The following is an 18,450-nucleotide window of genomic DNA, read 5'->3' as shown; positions in this document are numbered from 1 at the left end:
GTAATGTCGCCTAAAGTAATAGGAACTTGGCACTTACACAAATTAACTCAAAATTTACCACTAGATTTCTTTGTCTGTTTCTCCTCGATGGTTTCCCTAATAGGTTCCCCTGGCCAAGGAAATTATGCTGCAGCCAATGCCTTTATGGATGCTTTAGCTAGTTATCGTCGCAGCCAAGGATTATCAGGATTGGCAATTAATTGGGGAGCATGGGCATCTGGGGGGATGGCTTCTCGTTTAGCAGTGGAGCATCAAAATCGCATTCAGGCCAGTGGAATAAGTGAAATTCCCCCCACACAAGGAATGTATGCCTTGGATTTACTGTTAGGAAATCAATCTGTCTATCCCCCTCCAGTCGCCCTTTCTAACGGGGAAGTCAGAGGATACTCTACTTTTCCTGGACAGGTAGGTGTAATAGCTGTAAATTGGTCCCTATTAGCAGAACATTGGAATAGTATCAAAAAAAGTTCATTACTACGAGAATTATTACAAAAGGAGGAATTGACAGAACATGATACACTGAAACAAAAAGTTAAAATAGAAATTTTAGCCAAATTAGAGACAGCTTCATTAGAGGAACGTCAAGAAATTTTAACCGAGCACATTCGAGGGCAGGTGTCTCAGGTATTAGGTTTAAATTCATCTCAATTACCAGAACTAAATTTAGGCTTTATGGAAATGGGCATGGATTCTTTAATGGTGGTGGAATTAAAAAATCGACTGCAAAATCAACTAGAAGTTAATTTACCTGAGACGATAGCTATGGAATATCCAACAATTGCAAAGTTGTCTTTACATATACAGGAATTGATGGAATGGAAGACAACAGAAAATGGTGCATTATCTGACGATCTGAGTCAGACTGATGTATCAGAAACAGATGGTGAGATATTGCCTGTTATCGAAGATATTTCAGAAGAAGATTTTGAAGCTCTGGCAGCTCAACAACTGGAAAAAATTAAGAATATGCTCTAATAATTAATCTTAAAAAAATCTATTTCTATATATTTTGGGATTTAGAAAATTTAGAAAATGAGGAAAAAGGTATGAAAAATGATCAATTAGGTGGATTTTATCGGGCTACTTGAAAAGGGAAAAGGGAACAGCAGACTTTTAAAGGCTTTCAGGATTTAGAAATATCCTAACCTTAATGCGTAGTGCTATATAACTATAAAAAATATTGAAAACAAATTAGGTTAAGGCTAGAAATTTATGGAACCGACTACTAAAAAAGATCAACTATCATTATCCAAACAAATGTTTTTAGCTTTAAAGCAAGCAGAAACTAAATTGGAAATGATGGAGCGTTCAAAAAGTGAAGCGATCGCCATCATTGGTATGGGCTGTAGATTTCCTGGAAATGCCAATACACCAGAAAGTTTTTGGGAATTATTATCTAATGGTAAAGACTCTGTGAGGGAGATTCCATTAGAACGTTGGGATATAGATTCCTACTACGATCCAAACCCTGATACTCCAGGGAAAATGTATATCCGGCAGGCAGCATTAGTCGATCAAGTAGATCGGTTCGATCCACAATTTTTCGGTATTTCTGGCCGAGAAGCTCATAGCCTCGATCCACAACAACGTTTTATATTAGAAGTAACTTGGGAAGCTCTAGAAAGAGCTGGTATTAATCCCCAGAAATTAGAAAACACTCAGACAGGAGTATTTCTGGGTATCGGGCAAAATGATTATGCTAATTTGGGTTTGAGCCAAGTGGAAAATATTAGCCCTTATGATGCTACAGGAAATGGATTTTGTTTTGCAGCAGGTAGGTTATCTTACTTCTTAGGATTGCAAGGCCCGTCGATGGCAATAGATACAGCTTGTTCGTCCTCTTTGGTAGCTATACATGAAGCTTGTCAGAGTCTGCGTCAGGGTGAATCTAATTTGGCTTTGGCTGGAGGAGTTCAATTAATTCTTTCTCCTCAAGTGACAACTGCCCTATCAAAATTAAAGGCTCTATCACCCGATGGCAAGTGTAAAACTTTTGATGCCAATGCTGATGGTTATGGTAGGGGTGAAGGATGTGGCATTGTGGTACTTAAGCGTTTATCGGATGCTGTCAAAGATGGGGACAATATCCAGGCAGTAATTCGTGGTTCAGCAGTTAACCATGATGGGCCTAGTAGTGGACTAACAGTGCCTAATAAACTAGCTCAGGAAAAACTGATTCGGCAAGCTCTGAAAGCAGCAAAAGTAGAACCGGATCAAGTAAGTTATGTGGAAGCTCATGGTACAGGAACTTCCCTCGGAGATCCGATGGAAGTCAGAGCTTTAGCTAGCGTATTTGAGCAAGGGCGGGATGGGGAAAATCCATTACATATTGCTTCAGTTAAAACAAATATTGGTCATTTAGAAGCAGCAGCGGGAATTGCGGGTGTTATTAAGGTGATTTTACAACTGCAACATCAAAAAATTGCTCCTCATTTACATTTTGTGAATCCTAGCCCTTATATTGATTGGGAAAATACACCTGTTAAAGTACCTACTGAACTTACACCATGGCGATCGTCGGGGGATAAAAGAATTGCCGGAGTAAGTTCTTTTGCTATTAGTGGTACTAATGCTCATATTGTCTTAGAAGAATCCCCGAATGAAGTCAGAAGTCAGAATTCAGAAGAATCCCCCCCTACCCCCCCTTTGAAAGGGGGGGATGATTTAGAGCGCTCCTTTGAAAGGGGGGATGATTTAGTAGAGCGATCGCTACATTTATTAACTTTATCAGCTCAGACAGAAAAGGCTTTAGAAGATTTAGTCAGTAGTTATCAAAATTATGTAGGGACGTTCCATAGAACGTCCTTACCAGATAATGGAACATCTCTACCAGATATATGTTACACAGCTAACACAGGCAGAGGGAATTTTAATCATCGATTAGCAATTATCGCTTCTGAGCCAAAAGAATTAATAGAAAAACTGGTTGACTGGAAAGCTAAGAAAGAAGTAGTAGGAGTATATTATGGACAAGTAGATGGGGGTAGCCAAAGTCCGAAAATAGCTTTCCTATTCACAGGCCAAGGTTCCCAGTATGTGAACATGGGAAGGCAACTATATGAAACGCAACCAACTTTCCGTCAAGCTTTAGATCGATGCAACGAAATTTTAGAAGCTTATCTGGAAGTACCTCTATTAGAAGTTATTTACCCTAAAGATGCACAAAAGTCAAGTTTATTAGACCAAACAGCTTATACCCAACCTGCTTTATTTTCTATAGAATATGCCCTAGCTAAATTATGGGAATCTTGGGGGATTAAACCTAATGTGGCGCTAGGCCACAGTGTGGGAGAATATGTCGCAGCAACAGTAGCAGGAGTATTTAGTCTAGAGGATGGTCTAAAATTAATTGCCATGCGGGGCAAGTTGATGCAGCAATTACCCTCCGGTGGTGAAATGGTATCTTTGTTAGCATCAGAATCTCAAGTAATAGAAGCTATAGGCGAGTATAGTTCTAGAGTAGCAATAGCAGCAGTTAATGGACCAGAAAGTATCGTGATTTCTGGTGAAAGTGAAGCGATCGCTACCATTTGTAGTAAGTTAGAATCCCAAGGAGTTAAAACTAAAAAATTACAGGTATCCCATGCTTTTCACTCTCCTTTGATGGAGCCAATGTTGGCCGAGTTTGCAACAGTAGCTCAGGAAGTAACCTACAGTAAACCTCAGATACCACTCATTTCTAATGTCACTGGTGAAAAAGTAGGTGCAGAAATTGCTACTTATGAATATTGGGTGCGTCATGTCCGGCAACCAGTAAGATTCTTTCAGAGTATGAAAAGTATAAATGAACAAGGATATCAATTATTCCTGGAAATTGGACCAAAACCAATATTGCTGGGGATGGGACGTCAATGTATACCAGAAGAAAGTAGTATTTGGTTGCCGTCATTACGTCCCCCTAAAATCCCCCTCCAGTCCCCCTTGGAAAGGGGGAAGCCAGAGGATGCTTCGCTTTTTAAGGATGGGAAGGTAGAGGATGCTTCGCTTTTGAACAATGAATGGCAACAGATACTCTCAAGTTTAGGACAGTTATATGTACAGGGTGTTAAAGTAAGTTGGTCAGATTTTGACCGAGATTACGTTCGTCAAAAAGTAATCTTGCCAACTTATCCATTTCAGCGAGAGAAATATTGGGTGGAAACTACCAATGCTCAAAGTATATCTGCCAGCAAACTTCATCCTCTGATTAATCGCAAGTTTCAATCTCCATTATCAAAAGATATCTTTTTTGAATCAGAGTTTAGCACCAATGCCCTACCATTTTTAGCAGATCACCAAATCTATGAAAAAGTAGTAGTTCCTGGAGCTAGTCACCTTTCTTTGTTATTAGCAAGCGCTTCTCTAACATTTTCTGCCACTGGATGTGAACTGGAAGATATACTGTTTCCCCAAGCTCTAGCGATTCCCGAACAAGGAATGCGTAATGTTCAGGTAGCTTTAACTCCACAGGATAGTTCATATTCATTTCAGGTAATTAGTTTTGATAGCTCCGATAATAATTCTTGGGCTGTTCATGCCACAGGAAAAATTTATCCTACTAATGCTTGGAAAACCAATTCTCTAGAAACTATTGCCGAAATTCAATTTCGTTGTAGTCAAAAAATAGAAAGCACAGAAATTTATCAGAATCTATGGGATAGACAAGTTCAATTACGACAGAGTTTTAGATGGATACATCAGGTATGGCTAGGAGAAGGAGAAATTCTCTGTCAAATGAAAGTACCCGAGACAATCTTAGATGCTCTGAAGTACCAAATACATCCAGCTTTAATTGACTCATGTTTCCAGTCAGTAGCTGCACTGAATCTCAGTCTTGCTGGAGATCAAAGTGAAACTTTTGTGCCCTTCAGTATTGAGAAGTTTACTTTTTATCAACGCCCTGAGAATGATTTGCTTTGGTGTTATACCCGTGGATTGAAAGAAGGGGGATCGGAGGAAAAACTTCTGAAAGCCGAAATCCAATTATTTGACAAAACTGGAAAATTAGTAGCTGAGGTAAATGGTTTTGAGGGTAGGAAAGCAAATCCCAAAGCATTACTAATGACACTGGATGCAGATTTGAGCGATTGGTATTATGAAATTAACTGGGAACCTCAACCTTTAACAGAAACTGCAAAATCTAGTAAAAATGCTGGTAAATGGTTAATATTTGCTCTTACTGATGAATTGGTAGAGTCTATCGGGCAGGATTTACAACAAAGAGGACAAGACTATATTTTGGTATCCCCAGGTACCGAGTATCAACAATTAGATGCTCAACATTATCAAATTAATCCTACTGTTGCCGAACAATTCTCCAAACTGCTCCAAGATAATTTAGATATTCAGGGGATTTTGCACTTATGGAGTCTAAATGAAACTGAGGATTTACAAACAGCTCAAGAACTTGGTTGTGCCACAACGTTACATTTACTGCAAGCTTTAGTTCAAGCTGGATTAAGTAATGCCATACCGATGTGGTTAGTGACTCAAGGAAGTCAGAATGTATTCGATGCAGCAGAAGTGGTGCAACCCCAACAAGGAAGTTTATGGGGATTAGGCCGTGTTATTAATCTCGAACACCCAGAATTAAAGTGTGGACGAATAGACTTAGACTCCACATCGAACTTTGCAGAAATGGTCCCAATTTTAGTAGATGAACTATTTTCTCAAGATAATGAAGATCAAATAGCAATTCGTCAGGGAGTTCGTTATGTAGCTAGATTAGTACGGCAACAAAAGCAGAAAATTAGCTCAGAGGAAGAATTAGGATTAGAAAATCAACCAGTAGAATTGAAGTTGTCTGAATACGGACTGATAGACAAACTCAACTGGCAGGTAATGCAGCGCCGTCCTCCACAAGAGAATGAAGTAGAAATTGAAGTCAAAGCAGCAGGTTTAAACTTCCGAGATGTACTCAACTCTTTGGGATTACTGAAAGAGTATTATGCTGAGGTATTAGGTATTACTGATGTAGCTCAACTCAATTTTGGTTTGGAATGTGTAGGGGTTATTGCATCTGTGGGAGAAAATGTGTCTCAGTGGCAGGTGGGAGATGAGGTGATGACTATAGTTCATAATGGGTTTAGTAGCTTTGTTACTACCAGTGCCGATCAAGTGATGGCTAAACCGAAAAATATGAGTTTTACGGAAGCAGCAACTTTACCATTGACTTTTGCTACAGCTTACTATGGATTACAAAATTTAGCGAAAATTCAGCCAGGAGATAAGGTATTAATTCATGCTGCTGCTGGTGGTGTAGGGCAAGCAGCAGTTCAAATAGCACTGGGGGTAGGAGCAGAAGTATTCGCGACAGCAAGTCCTCCCAAGTGGGAGTTTCTCAAATCTATGGGAATAAAACACATAATGAATTCCCGTACTTTAGATTTTGCGGATGAAATTATGACTATTACTCAGGGAGAAGGTGTAGATATAGTTTTAAATAGTCTTAATGGAGATTTCATTGATAAGAGTTTTGCGGTTTTAGAGAAAAAAGGACGATTTGTAGAAATTGGCAAAATCGGAATTTGGGATCAACAAAAGGTGATGGAGAAACGGCCAGATGTTGATTATTTGCCTTTTGATATTGGACTGATGATTCAACAACAACCAGGTTTAATGGCGGAATTTTCAGTACAATTGAACCAGCAATGTCAGTCAGGAAAACTCAAAGCATTATCTTATAAAGTATTCCCGAATACAGAAGTAAAAGCTGCTTTCCGATTTATGCAGCAAGGTAAGCATATAGGAAAAGTGGTAGTTTCTCTGCCAGAAACAGGAGATGAGCAAAAATCTATAAAATCAGAAGCCAGTTATTTGATTACAGGAGGTTTGGGAGCTTTAGGGTTAGAAGTAGCCCAATGGATGGTGAAAGCAGGATCTAAAAATATAGTATTAACTGGGCGTCGGAATCCGAATGAAAATGCACAAAAAGTTATAGAAGAATTAGAAGCAGCGGGAGCATCAGTAAGTGTTTTGTTAGGGGATATTTCAACTAAAGAGTCTGTGATGAAAATCTTAGAAGGAATATCTACTTCCTTACCTCCACTGAAAGGAATAATTCATGCTGCAGGGGTGTTGGATGACGGGGTATTACAAAAAATGACCTGGGAGAAATTTACAAAAGTAATGGCTCCCAAGGTTTCAGGAACCTGGTATTTACATCAACTAACTCAGGATTTACCTTTAGATTTCTTTGTGTGCTTCTCCTCCATGGCTTCCATGTTAGGAAATTTTGGCCAAGGAAACTATGCTGCGGCCAATGGTTTTATGGATGCGATCGCCAACTATCGTCGAGGCCAGGGATTACCAGGATTAAGTATTAACTGGGGAGCATGGGCGACAGCAGGAATGGCTGCTCGTTTAGCAAGGGAACATCAAAACCGGATGCAGAGTAGTGGAGTAATGGCCATTGAAGCTGAATCGGGAATGCTGGCATTAGGTTCATTGTTATCAAGCTCTCAAAATCAAGTAGGGGTGTTTCCAGTTAATTGGTCTGAGTTTTTTAGACAGATGCCTGGATTAGGAAAACTCAGATATTTAGAAGCTTTCAGCACAAAATCATCGGTAGAACAGAATCAGAATTATCAGATTTTAGAGCAGCTAAATCTAGCTTCAGATGGGGAACAAGAAAAGCTATTGACTTCTTATCTCCAAAGCAAAATTGCTCATATTATGGGTATGACAGTTTCTCAAATAGAGTTAGAAAAATCTCTAATTATGATGGGACTTGACTCATTGATGGCTGTGGAATTGCGAAATCAGATGCAAACTGAGCTAGGGGCGGATATTCCAGCTACCAGATTTATGGAAGGAATAACGATTCAACTTCTAGCAACTGAGGTGAAGCAACAACTGATTCATACAGATCAAAATCAAACCCTTGAATCAAATAATCAAGGAAAAGTTGAGCCAAATAATGTCAAAGATAACAATTGGATAGAGGTGGAACTATGAACTTAGTTGAATTTTTACAAGATATCTCTCTTAAAGGGGTAAAATTATGGTGTGATGGGGACAAGTTGCGTACTGGAGGTTCCCAAGAGGTATTAACTCCTGATGTTATTGCCCAACTGAAGCAATACAAAACTCAAATTTTACAAATACTACAGGAACAACCAAATATATTAGAAGTATATCCTCTTTCCTACGGTCAAAAAAATATGTGGTTTTTATGGCAACTAGCACCTCAGGGTCATCATTATAATTTATCATTTGCAATTCGCATTTACTCCCAAGCAGATATAATTACTTTGCAGCAAACCTTTGAAGTGCTAAGGCAACGCCATCCGCTACTGCGGAGTACATTTCCGAAAGTTAGCGAAGAACCAGTCTTACAACTACATCAAGATCAAGAGCTAGATTTCTTGCAGATTGATGCTACTAACTGGAGTGAAGATGAACTGCACAAAAGAGTTACAGAAGCTCATCAACATCCCTTTGACTTGGAGAAAGAACCAGTAATGCGGGTCAGGTGGTTCACTTGCTCGGAGCAAGAGCAGGTTTTATTGCTAACGATCCACCACATTGCCTGGGATGGTTTGTCAATGAATTTGATTATTAAAGAAATGCTACAAGTATACCAAGCTCAACGTGCTGGTATCAAAGCATCTCTACCAGAACTGAAGCACTCTTACCAAGATTATGTTCGTTGGCAAAAGAAGTTAATAGAAAGTCAAGAGGGAGAAAAGCTATGGAACTACTGGCAAAAAAAACTGGCTGGAGAATTACCTGTATTAAATTTGCCTACAGATAGACAACGACCACCAATACAGACCTATAACGGTGGTAGCTACCCCTTAAAGTTATCTGAAAAGCTAACTCAAGAACTGAAGACACTGGCTCAAAAAGAAGGAGCTACTCTTTACATGGTCCTCTTAGCGGTTTTTCAAATACTTCTGTCTCGTTATAGCGATCAAGAGGATATTCTAGTAGGTTCTCCCACTTTCGGCAGAAATAAAGCAGAGTTTACCCCGATCGTGGGTTACTTTGTTGATTCAGTGGTGATGAGGGCAGACTTGTCAGGGAATCCTGGTTTTACAGACTTCCTCTCCAGAGTACGTCACACAGTGCTTGAGGCACTAGGTCATCAAGATTATCCCTTTGGGTTATTGGTAGAAAAGTTACAACCACCACGAGATCCCAGCCGTTCCCCCATTTTCCAAGTTGCCTTTGTGCTACAGAACTTCGTGCAACAGCAATCTCAAGATATACGAAAGTTGTTCTTTAGTAGCGCCAAAGGTATAGTAGATTTGGGAGAACTTAAAGTAGAATCATTTATATTCGAGCAGTATGAAAGTTTGTTCGATTTGTTCCTAGAAATGGTGGAAGAAGACTCTCATGTAACTGGGTCATTAAAGTACAATACTGACCTATTTGATGAGCAGACTATTGCCCGAATCGCCGATCATTTTCAGAATTTGTTAGTAGGAATTGTGAGTAATCCAGAACAGAGAGTAGTAGAACTTCCTCTGTTAAGTGAAGCCGAACAACAGCAGATGTTAGTAGAATGGAACAACACCAAAAAAGATTATCCTGCTGACAAATGTATCCATCAGTTATTTGAACAGCACGTAGAAAAAAACCCAAATGGAATAGCAGTAGTATTTGAACAACAAAAGCTGACCTATTGGGAATTAAATAACAAAGCTAATCAACTAGCACATTCTTTGCAAAAATTGGGAGTAGTTCCAGAAACCCTAGTGGGAATATGCGTAGAGCGTTCAGTAGAGATGATAGTAGGTTTATTAGCCATACTCAAAGCAGGAGGTGCTTATGTGCCTTTAGATCCTACCTATCCCCAAGAACGCCTAGAGTATATGTTCGCTGACTCTCAAGTGTCAGTGTTACTAACTCAAGAAAAATTATTAGCTCAACTCCCCAAAAATCAAGCCCAAGTAGTTTTTCTAGATAGAGATTGGGAAAAAATAGCAACTGAAACACCAGAAAAAGTTAACAGTGAAGTCAGCCCCCAAAATTTAGCTTATGTAATTTATACATCAGGTTCCACAGGTAAACCGAAAGGAGTGTTGATAGAACACAAGGGATTGTCTAATCTGGCTACAGTTCAAATGCAAGAGTTTCAAGTCAGCTCAAATAGCAGAGTCGTTCAGTTCGCATCATTAAGTTTCGATGCCTCCATCTGGGAAATAGTTATGGCTTTAGGTTCAGGAGCCAGTTTGTATCTAGGTAGTCGAGATACCTTAATGCCAGGAGCAGGTTTGAGTCAGTGGTTGCGGGAGAACAAAATTACCCATATCACGATACCCCCCTCCGCTCTGGCAGTTATGCCGAGAGAGGAATTACCTTCTTTAAAGACCATAGTGGTAGCAGGAGAAGCTTGCCCACCAGAGCTAATATCTCAGTGGTCTGTGGGGCGACAATTTGTGAACGCCTACGGACCAACAGAATCAACAGTATGTGCCACCATGGCTGAATGCTCGCCAGAGTGTTCAGTACCACCCATAGGTCGCCCGATCGGCAATACTCAAATCTACATCCTAGATAGAAATTTACAACCAGTACCCATAGGAGTACCTGGTGAAATTTATATAGGTAGTGTTGGTTTAGCTCGTGGGTATCTCAACCGAGAGGATTTAACAAATCAGAGATTTATCCCCAACCCCTTTGACAACTCAAACATTAACCCACTCCTCCCTAATAAGTTGGGATGTGAAAACTCAAAACTATACAAGACAGGGGATTTGGCTCATTACTTAGGGGATGGCAACATCGAATTCCTGGGTAGAATAGACCACCAAGTAAAAATCAGAGGTTTCCGCATTGAAATAGAAGAAATAGAAGCAGTTATCAATTCATGCCCTCAAGTTAAAGAAACAGTAGTAGTAGCAAGAGAAGACAAGCCAAACGAAGATCGACGTTTATTAGCATACATAGTACCCGAAACTCAAACTGCCTCCACCAACCCCGAACTATTAGCTTCTGTGGTTGCTAAACAACTAATACCACAGTTGAGGGAGTATCTGGATCAGCGGTTGCCAAAGTATATGTTGCCAAATGGGTATGTGATGTTGTCAGAATTTCCACTGACACCTAACGGGAAGGTAGACCGTAAAAAGTTGCCAAACCCTGACATAAGTAATCTATCTCAGACTGAATATGTCGCACCTAAATCGGAAACAGAACAACAGATTGCTGAGGTTTGGCAAGATGTGCTGCAACTAGAAAAAGTAGGAATTTATGATAATTTTTTTGAAATAGGAGGAAACTCTTTACTTTTGATAAAGGTAAGTGCTAAACTTCAAAAAATATTGAAAATACAATTGCAAGTGGTCGATCTTTTAAAATATCCAACTATTTATATTTTAAGTCAGTATATAAAAGGTGAAAGTATTAGTAACAATGATTCCAAGGAAGCACGTAATGTCCGTGATACTAACTTAAAAGAAGGTAAAAGCATGATGAAACAAAGGCTAGAACGCAGGAAAAAGCATCGTTCTAGATATCAAGTCAGAGATTGATTATATTTAATTTAAGTCAATAGCAATTAATTTATAGTGAATATTAAAAAAAATGAACCCAGAATATGAAGAAAATTTAATAGACGATCAAGGTATAGCAATAATTGCCATGTCTGGTCGTTTTCCACAAGCAGAAGACACCAATCAATTTTGGCAGAATCTTAAGGATGGTGTTGAATCTATCTCTTTTTTTTCAGATCGAGAATTGCTAGAATCTGGTGTTGAAGCTGAATTAATTAATAATCCTAACTATGTCAAAGCCCGTGCTGTGATGTCAGACATCGATATGTTTGATGCTAATTTCTTTGGCTATAGTCGCAAGGAAGCTGAATACATGGATCCGCAACAACGTTTGTTTCTTGAATGTGCTTGGGAAACAATAGAAAAGGGTGGTTACAATCCAGATACCTATGAAGGTTTGATAGGAGTTTATTCTGGTATTGGCATGAACTACTACTTGTTGAATAATCTTTATCCCAACCACGATAGTGATAATCTATTGGACTCTTATCAGCTAATGATTGGGAGTGATAAAGATTTCCTGGCAACTCGTGTCGCTTACAAGCTAAATTTAAAAGGACCTGCAATCAACGTTCAAACTGCTTGTTCAACTTCATTGGTTGCAGTCCATCTGGCTTGCCAAAGTTTACTCAATGGGGAATGCGATCTAGCTCTTGCTGGTGGTATCTCTATCCATATTCCCCAGAATGCTGGACATTTGTATCAAGAGGGCTTGATTTTCTCTCCTGATGGACACTGTCGAACTTTTGATGCTAAAGGGAAGGGTACAATACCAGGTGATGGTGTTGGGATTGTACTTCTAAAGCGACTAAATAGCGCGATCGCAGATGGCGATTCTATCCAAGCAATCATAAAGGGTTCGGCGATTAATAATGATGGTTCCTTGAAAGTGGGCTACACTGCACCTAGCATAGAAGGTCAAGCAGAAGTTATTGCAGAAGCTCATGCTCTTGCTGGAGTAGATCCAGAGACAATTTCATACATAGAGGCTCATGGCACAGGTACAGAGTTGGGAGATCCGGTGGAAATTGCAGCTCTGACCCAAGCTTTTAGGTATAGTACAGAAAAGAAGGGTTTCTGTGCCATTGGTTCCCTGAAAAGCAATATGGGTCATTTAGATACAGCGGCAGGAGTAGCAGGACTGATAAAAACTGTTTTAGCTCTCAAGCATAAATTACTACCACCAACCCTACATTTTGAACAGCCAAACCCTAACATAGATTTTGCGAACAGTCCATTGTATGTTAATGCTACTCTTTCAGAATGGAAAACGAATGGAACTCCTCGTAGAGCAGGGGTTAGTTCTTTTGGTATTGGAGGCACAAACGCTCATGTAATCTTGGAAGAAGCTCCAGAATCAATTAAGAAAGAAAATTCCCCAGAGCGTCCAGTTCATATATTAACCCTTTCAGCCAAAACCCCAGAAGCACTCAAACAACTGAGAGACCGTTATCAAGGGTATCTTGAAATTCATCAGGAATTAGCAATTGCTGACATTTGTTATACAGCTAATACAGGGCGCGTTCATTTTAACCATCGCCTAGCTGTTACTGCTTCCAACCAACAAGAACTACTAGAAAAAATTAAAGATCCCCAAGCAACAGAAATTTTTTCTGGAGAAATACCTAGGACTAAGATAGCACAGGTGGCCTTCCTATTTACTGGTCAAGGTTCTCAGTATGTAAACATGGGTAGGCAATTGTATGAAACACAACCAGTTTTCTGTCAAGCGATCGACCAGTGCAGCCAAATATTAGAACCTTATCTAGGAAAGTCACTTTTACAAGTAATCTATCCTCAAAACCCAGAAGAAATTGATGAAGCATCATCTCTACTAGATAGAACTGATTACACCCAACCTGCTTTATTTGCTATTGAATACGCTTTAGCTCAATTATGGCAATCCTGGGGAATCCAACCAGATGTAGTTATGGGTCATAGTGTAGGAGAATATGTAGCAGCAACAGTAGCAGGAATATTTAGTTTAGAGGATGGTTTAAAACTAATTGCGATGCGGGGACAATTAATGCAAAAGTTGCCTGCAAATGGAAAGATGGTTTCGGTGATGGCATCAGAGGCGAAACTTCGTCACCTAATTACTCCACACCAAGATAAAATAGCGATTGCTGCTATCAATGGACCGGAAAGCGTCGTGATTTCTGGTGAAGTAGAAGCTATAGATACCATTGTTAAAAATCTAGAATTAGACGGAATCAAGACAAAAGCTCTACAAGTGTCCCATGCATTCCATTCACCGTTAATGGAACCAATGTTGGCCGAGTTTGAAGCGGTAGCTAAAGAAATAACCTATAGTCAACCTCGGATATCACTGATATCTAATACGACGGGGTCAATGGCAGACAATAGTATTGCCACAGCCAAATATTGGGTAAATCATATATTGCAACCAGTGAAGTTTGCTCAAAGTATGGAAACTTTGCATCAGCAAGGATATAAGTTATTCCTAGAAATCGGACCAAAAGCAGTGTTGTTGGGAATGGGAAGGCAATGTCTATCGGCAGAGGTTGGTGTTTGGTTGCCATCGTTGCGTCCGAATAAAATCCCCCTCCTGTCCCCCTTAGAAAGGGGGAGGTTAGAGGATACTGCGCTTTTAAACAATGAATGGCAACAGATGCTTTCAAGTTTAGGACAGTTATATGTACAGGGAGTCAAAGTAGACTGGGCAGGGTTTGAATCTGATTATACTCGTCAGAAAGTACCATTGCCTACATATCCATTTCAACGACAAAGATATTGGGTAGAAAGAACAGAAAATCAACACAAACAACATCAGTTAGAAAATATTGGCGAGACTCTAATTGTGAAACTACTCAGTCAAGGAAAAACAGAAGTACTCACTCAACAACTAGAAAAATCTGTAAACTTTTCATCAGAACAACTCAAACTCTTACCAGAAATATTAGAAGTATTAGCCAAACAACATCAGGAACAATTAGCAGCAGTAACTGTAAAAAATTGGTTCTATGAAATTCAGTGGAAACCCTTAACAAAAACCAACTCAACAACAAACATTAAACCTAGTCATTGGTTGATTTTCGCCGATACCACAGGAGTAGGGGAAAAATTAGCCCAAAAATTACAACAACAGGGTCATAAATACAGCCTAGTTTATCGAGGCCAGAATTATCAAAAACAAACAACAGATACTTATAAACTCAACCCAAATATTCCAGAAGAATTTGAAAAACTGTATCAAGAAATTCAAAAAAATACTCAAACTCCCATGACAAAGCTAATTCATTTGTGGAGTCTAGACGTACCCGAATCAAAAGATTTAACCATTAACACATTAGAAGAAAGCCAATTATGGGGATGTGGCAGTGTGGTAAACCTGTTACAAACTCTACTCAAAAACAGTAGCAGTACCCAACTATGGCTAATAACCCGTGGGTCTCAATCAGTATTATCAAAAACCGAAAATAATATAACAGGATTAGCGGCATCGCCTCTGTGGGGGTTAGGTAGAGCAGTATCCCTAGAAAATCCCCAATTATGGGGAGGATTAGTAGACCTAGACCCACAATATCCAAAAGCAGACGAAATAGAAATGCTGTGGCAATTGTTAGTCAATGAACAAAAAGAAGATAATCTAGCTTTACGGGGAGAAATGTCCTATGTGGCTCGTCTGGCCAATCAAAAACCTCAAGGATTTCCTCAACCCCTATGGATATCATCAGAAGGTAGTTACTTAATAACAGGAGGATTAGGAGCTTTAGGATTACATACTGCCCAATGGTTAGTATCCAAGGGAGCGAAAAATATTGTCTTAACTGGGCGTCGCCCTCCTTCACAAAAAGTAACTGAATCCATAGAAAAATTAGAACAAGCAGGATGCCTAGTCAAGATTTTGTTAGGAGATGTTTCTGTGGAAGAAGACATAGCCAAAATTTGGGATTATATTGAGGCATCTTTACCAAAACTAAAAGGAATAATTCATGCAGCAGGAGTGGTAGATGATGGAACCATACAACAGATGAATTGGGAGCGTTTTGCCAAAGTAATGTCACCAAAAGTGATAGGAACTTGGAACTTACATAAATTAACAGAAAATCAGCCATTAGATTTCTTTGTCTGTTTCTCCTCAATAGCTTCCTTAATAGGTTCCCCTGCTCAAGGAAATTATGCTGCGGCCAATGCCTTTATGGATGCTGTAGCTGGTTATCGTCGTAGCATAGGATTATCAGGATTAGCTGTGAATTGGGGAACATGGGCATCTGGGGGTATGGCTGCTCGTTTAGCAGTGGATCATCAAAATCGCATTCATAGTAGTGGGATCAGTGAGATTGCCCCAAAAGAAGGAATGTATGCCTTGGATTTACTGTTAGGAAATCAATCTGCTAAGGATCAAGTGGGTGTAATATCTGTAAATTGGTCGTTATTAGCAGAATATTGGAGTGCTATCAAAAAAAGTTCATTACTACGAGAATTATTACAGAAGGAGGAATTGACAGAACACGATACATTGAAACAGAATAGTTTACGACAACGGTTAGAGGCTGTAGCTGACACTCAGAGAAGGAAATTGCTCCGACAAATACTACAAGAGGAAGTTGCCCAGGTCTTGGGTTTACCCATCACAAACAAACCAAGTCCAAAGGTAGGATTTTTTGAGATGGGGATGGACTCGTTGATGGCGATAGATTTACAGAACCGATTGCTCAAGCTTTTGGGAGTGAATTTACCTCCAACTTTGACCTTCGATTTTCCCAACATTGAAAAGTTGGAGAAATACATAATCGACCAGCACCTTGTCGCAGTTGGCCTTTTTAAGCCTGAGACCGATCAATATAAACAAGAAGGCGATTCTTTGGAAACTAACCTTGTAGCAGAGATTGAGCAATCATCCGATCTGGAACTTGAGGGCTCAATCGACCAAATATTGGAAGCAATAATCAATTAAATAAAGTTATGTCAAATCAATTCACTCAAAAAGATCGAGTATTGACCGAAAAAGATCAGATTAAGCAACTATCTCCTTTACAAAAAGCAACATTAGCTCTAAAGAAACTAGAGACTAAGCTGAATAATACTTTGCACGAACCCATAGCGATTATTGGCATGAGTTGTCGGTTTCCTGGAGATGCGTCTAATCCAGAAAAGTTTTGGCAGTTGTTGGAAAGGGGCTTAAGTGCGAGAACGGAAGTCCCACGAGAGCGATGGGACATTGAAGCTTACTACAACCCCGATCCAAGTGCTTCGGGTAAGATGCTCACCCGTTACGGATACTTTATTAATGATGTTGAGCAATTTGACCTTGGCTTTTTCGGTATTTCCCCCCGTGAAGCTGTAGCAATAGATCCTCAACACCGCCTACTATTAGAAGTGAGCTGGGAAGCACTAGAGCAAGCAGGACAAGTGTTAGAGCGGCTGGATGAAGCACCAGTAGGGGTGTTTGTAGGTAATGATGGTCATGACTACGAACAGTTAATCCTACAGCACTTGGAGCAAGAGCCAGAGAGTCCATTAGTCACCTATGCAGCAACTGGTAATACTTTATCCAGCGCTGCAGGTCGTTTGGCTTACACCTTTGGGTTCATCGGACCGGCGGTTACCATTGACACTGCTTGCTCCTCATCCCTAGTGGCAATCCATCAAGCCAGCAATAGTTTGCGACTGGGAGAATGTAATATGGCTCTGGCAGGAGGAGTGAAACTACATTTGACCCCAGACTCCTTTATTGGCGCTTCCAGAGCCAGAATGATTTCCGCCGATGGGCAGTGTAAGACATTTGATGTCTCAGCAGATGGTTTTGGAAGGGGAGAGGGCTGTGGTATGGTGCTGCTCAAGCGTCTGAGTGATGCACAGCGTGATGGAGACACTATTTTGGCACTGATTCGGGGGAGTGCAGTTAATCAGGATGGACCAAGTAGTGGTTTGACAGTACCCAATGGACAGTCTCAACAACGGCTGATTAAGCAAGCTCTGGCTCAAGCACAGATCAAGCCTTATGAGATTAGTTATTTGGAGGCTCATGGTACGGGGACATCCTTGGGAGACCCCATAGAGGTAAATGCAGCAATAGAAGCCTTGAAAGAGGATCGTACTCCAGATTTCCCTCTGTGGATAGCCTCGGTGAAGACAAACATTGGTCATTTAGAAGCGGCTGCGGGAGTGTCGGGACTAATTAAGGTGATATTATCATTACAGCATCGACTCCTGCCAGCCCATTTGCACTTAGACCAGCGCAACCCTAAGATTGACTGGCAGCCTTGGATGCAAGTACCACAAGAACTGACACCGTGGGAGATATCGGGTCGTCGGTTGGCTGGAGTAAGTTCATTTGGGTTTACGGGGACGAACGCCCATGTAATCCTGGAGGAAGCACCATCTCTACCAGAAAATCCTCAGGTAGACAGGGAAAGACCATTGCACATATTGGGGTTATCTGCCAAGAGCGAAGAAGCATTGTACCAGCTAGCTCAAAGCTACAGCCAACATCTAGAGAGTCATCCGGAGCAAGCACTGGCGAATATATGCTTCACAGCTAATACTGGAAGGTTGTCTTATAGTCATCGGTTGAGTCTGGTGGCGGAGACAAAAGAGGAGTTACAAGAGAAGCTCAAGGCTTTTGGCAAAGGGGAAGAACTAAATGGTCTAGTGAGTGGGGTAGTGAGTAGCAGTCAATCCCCCAAAGTGGCAATGTTATTCACAGGTCAGGGTTCTCAATATGTGGGCATGAGTCAACAACTGTATGAGAGTCAACCGACCTTTAGAAATGCTCTAGAACAGTGCGCAGAAATTTTACAACCCTATTTAGACAAGCCTCTACTGGAAGTTATCTATTCACCAGAAGCAGACGAATCTCTATTGGAACAAACAGCTTATACCCAACCTGCTTTGTTTGCCATAGAATATGCCTTATATAAACTCTGGGAATCCTGGGGGATTAAGCCAGATGTAGTCATGGGTCATAGTGTGGGTGAATATGTAGCAGCAACAGTAGCGGAAG

Annotated in this window: 5 protein-coding genes; all 5 read left to right on the top strand. The window is 40.4% G+C overall.

The features are described 5' to 3' along the window. Positions 1 to 975, top strand: a 975-nt coding sequence (locus F6K40_RS29865; RefSeq protein ID WP_293141134.1) for a beta-ketoacyl reductase, incomplete at its 5' end; no start/stop codon positions are given. 237 nt (positions 976 to 1,212) lie between these two features. After that, the gene (locus tag F6K40_RS29860; RefSeq protein ID WP_293141132.1) at positions 1,213 to 7,935 is read left to right on the top strand and encodes a type I polyketide synthase; all 6,723 of its coding nucleotides are present in this window, start codon (positions 1,213 to 1,215) and stop codon (positions 7,933 to 7,935) included. Further along, positions 7,932 to 11,459 (top strand): non-ribosomal peptide synthetase, encoded by a 3,528-nt coding sequence (locus tag F6K40_RS29855; RefSeq protein WP_293141130.1) that lies wholly within the window; start codon positions 7,932 to 7,934, stop codon positions 11,457 to 11,459. The genes F6K40_RS29860 and F6K40_RS29855 overlap by 4 nt, the downstream gene beginning before the upstream one ends. Before the next feature lie 52 nt (positions 11,460 to 11,511). Beyond that, complete coding sequence (locus F6K40_RS29850; RefSeq protein WP_293141128.1) at positions 11,512 to 16,401, top strand: type I polyketide synthase; 4,890 nt, start codon at positions 11,512 to 11,514, stop codon at positions 16,399 to 16,401. Positions 16,402 to 16,409: 8 nt separating this feature from the next. Next, positions 16,410 to 18,450 (top strand): type I polyketide synthase (locus tag F6K40_RS29845; protein ID WP_293141126.1); only part of this gene is annotated, 2,041 nt, incomplete at its 3' end.

The sequence above is a fragment of the Okeania sp. SIO3I5 genome (genome assembly GCF_010672085.1).
Lineage (GTDB): Bacteria > Cyanobacteriota > Cyanobacteriia > Cyanobacteriales > Microcoleaceae > Trichodesmium.
Note: the sequence above shows the minus strand (reverse complement) of the source record. Positions and strands in the feature narration are given on the sequence as shown.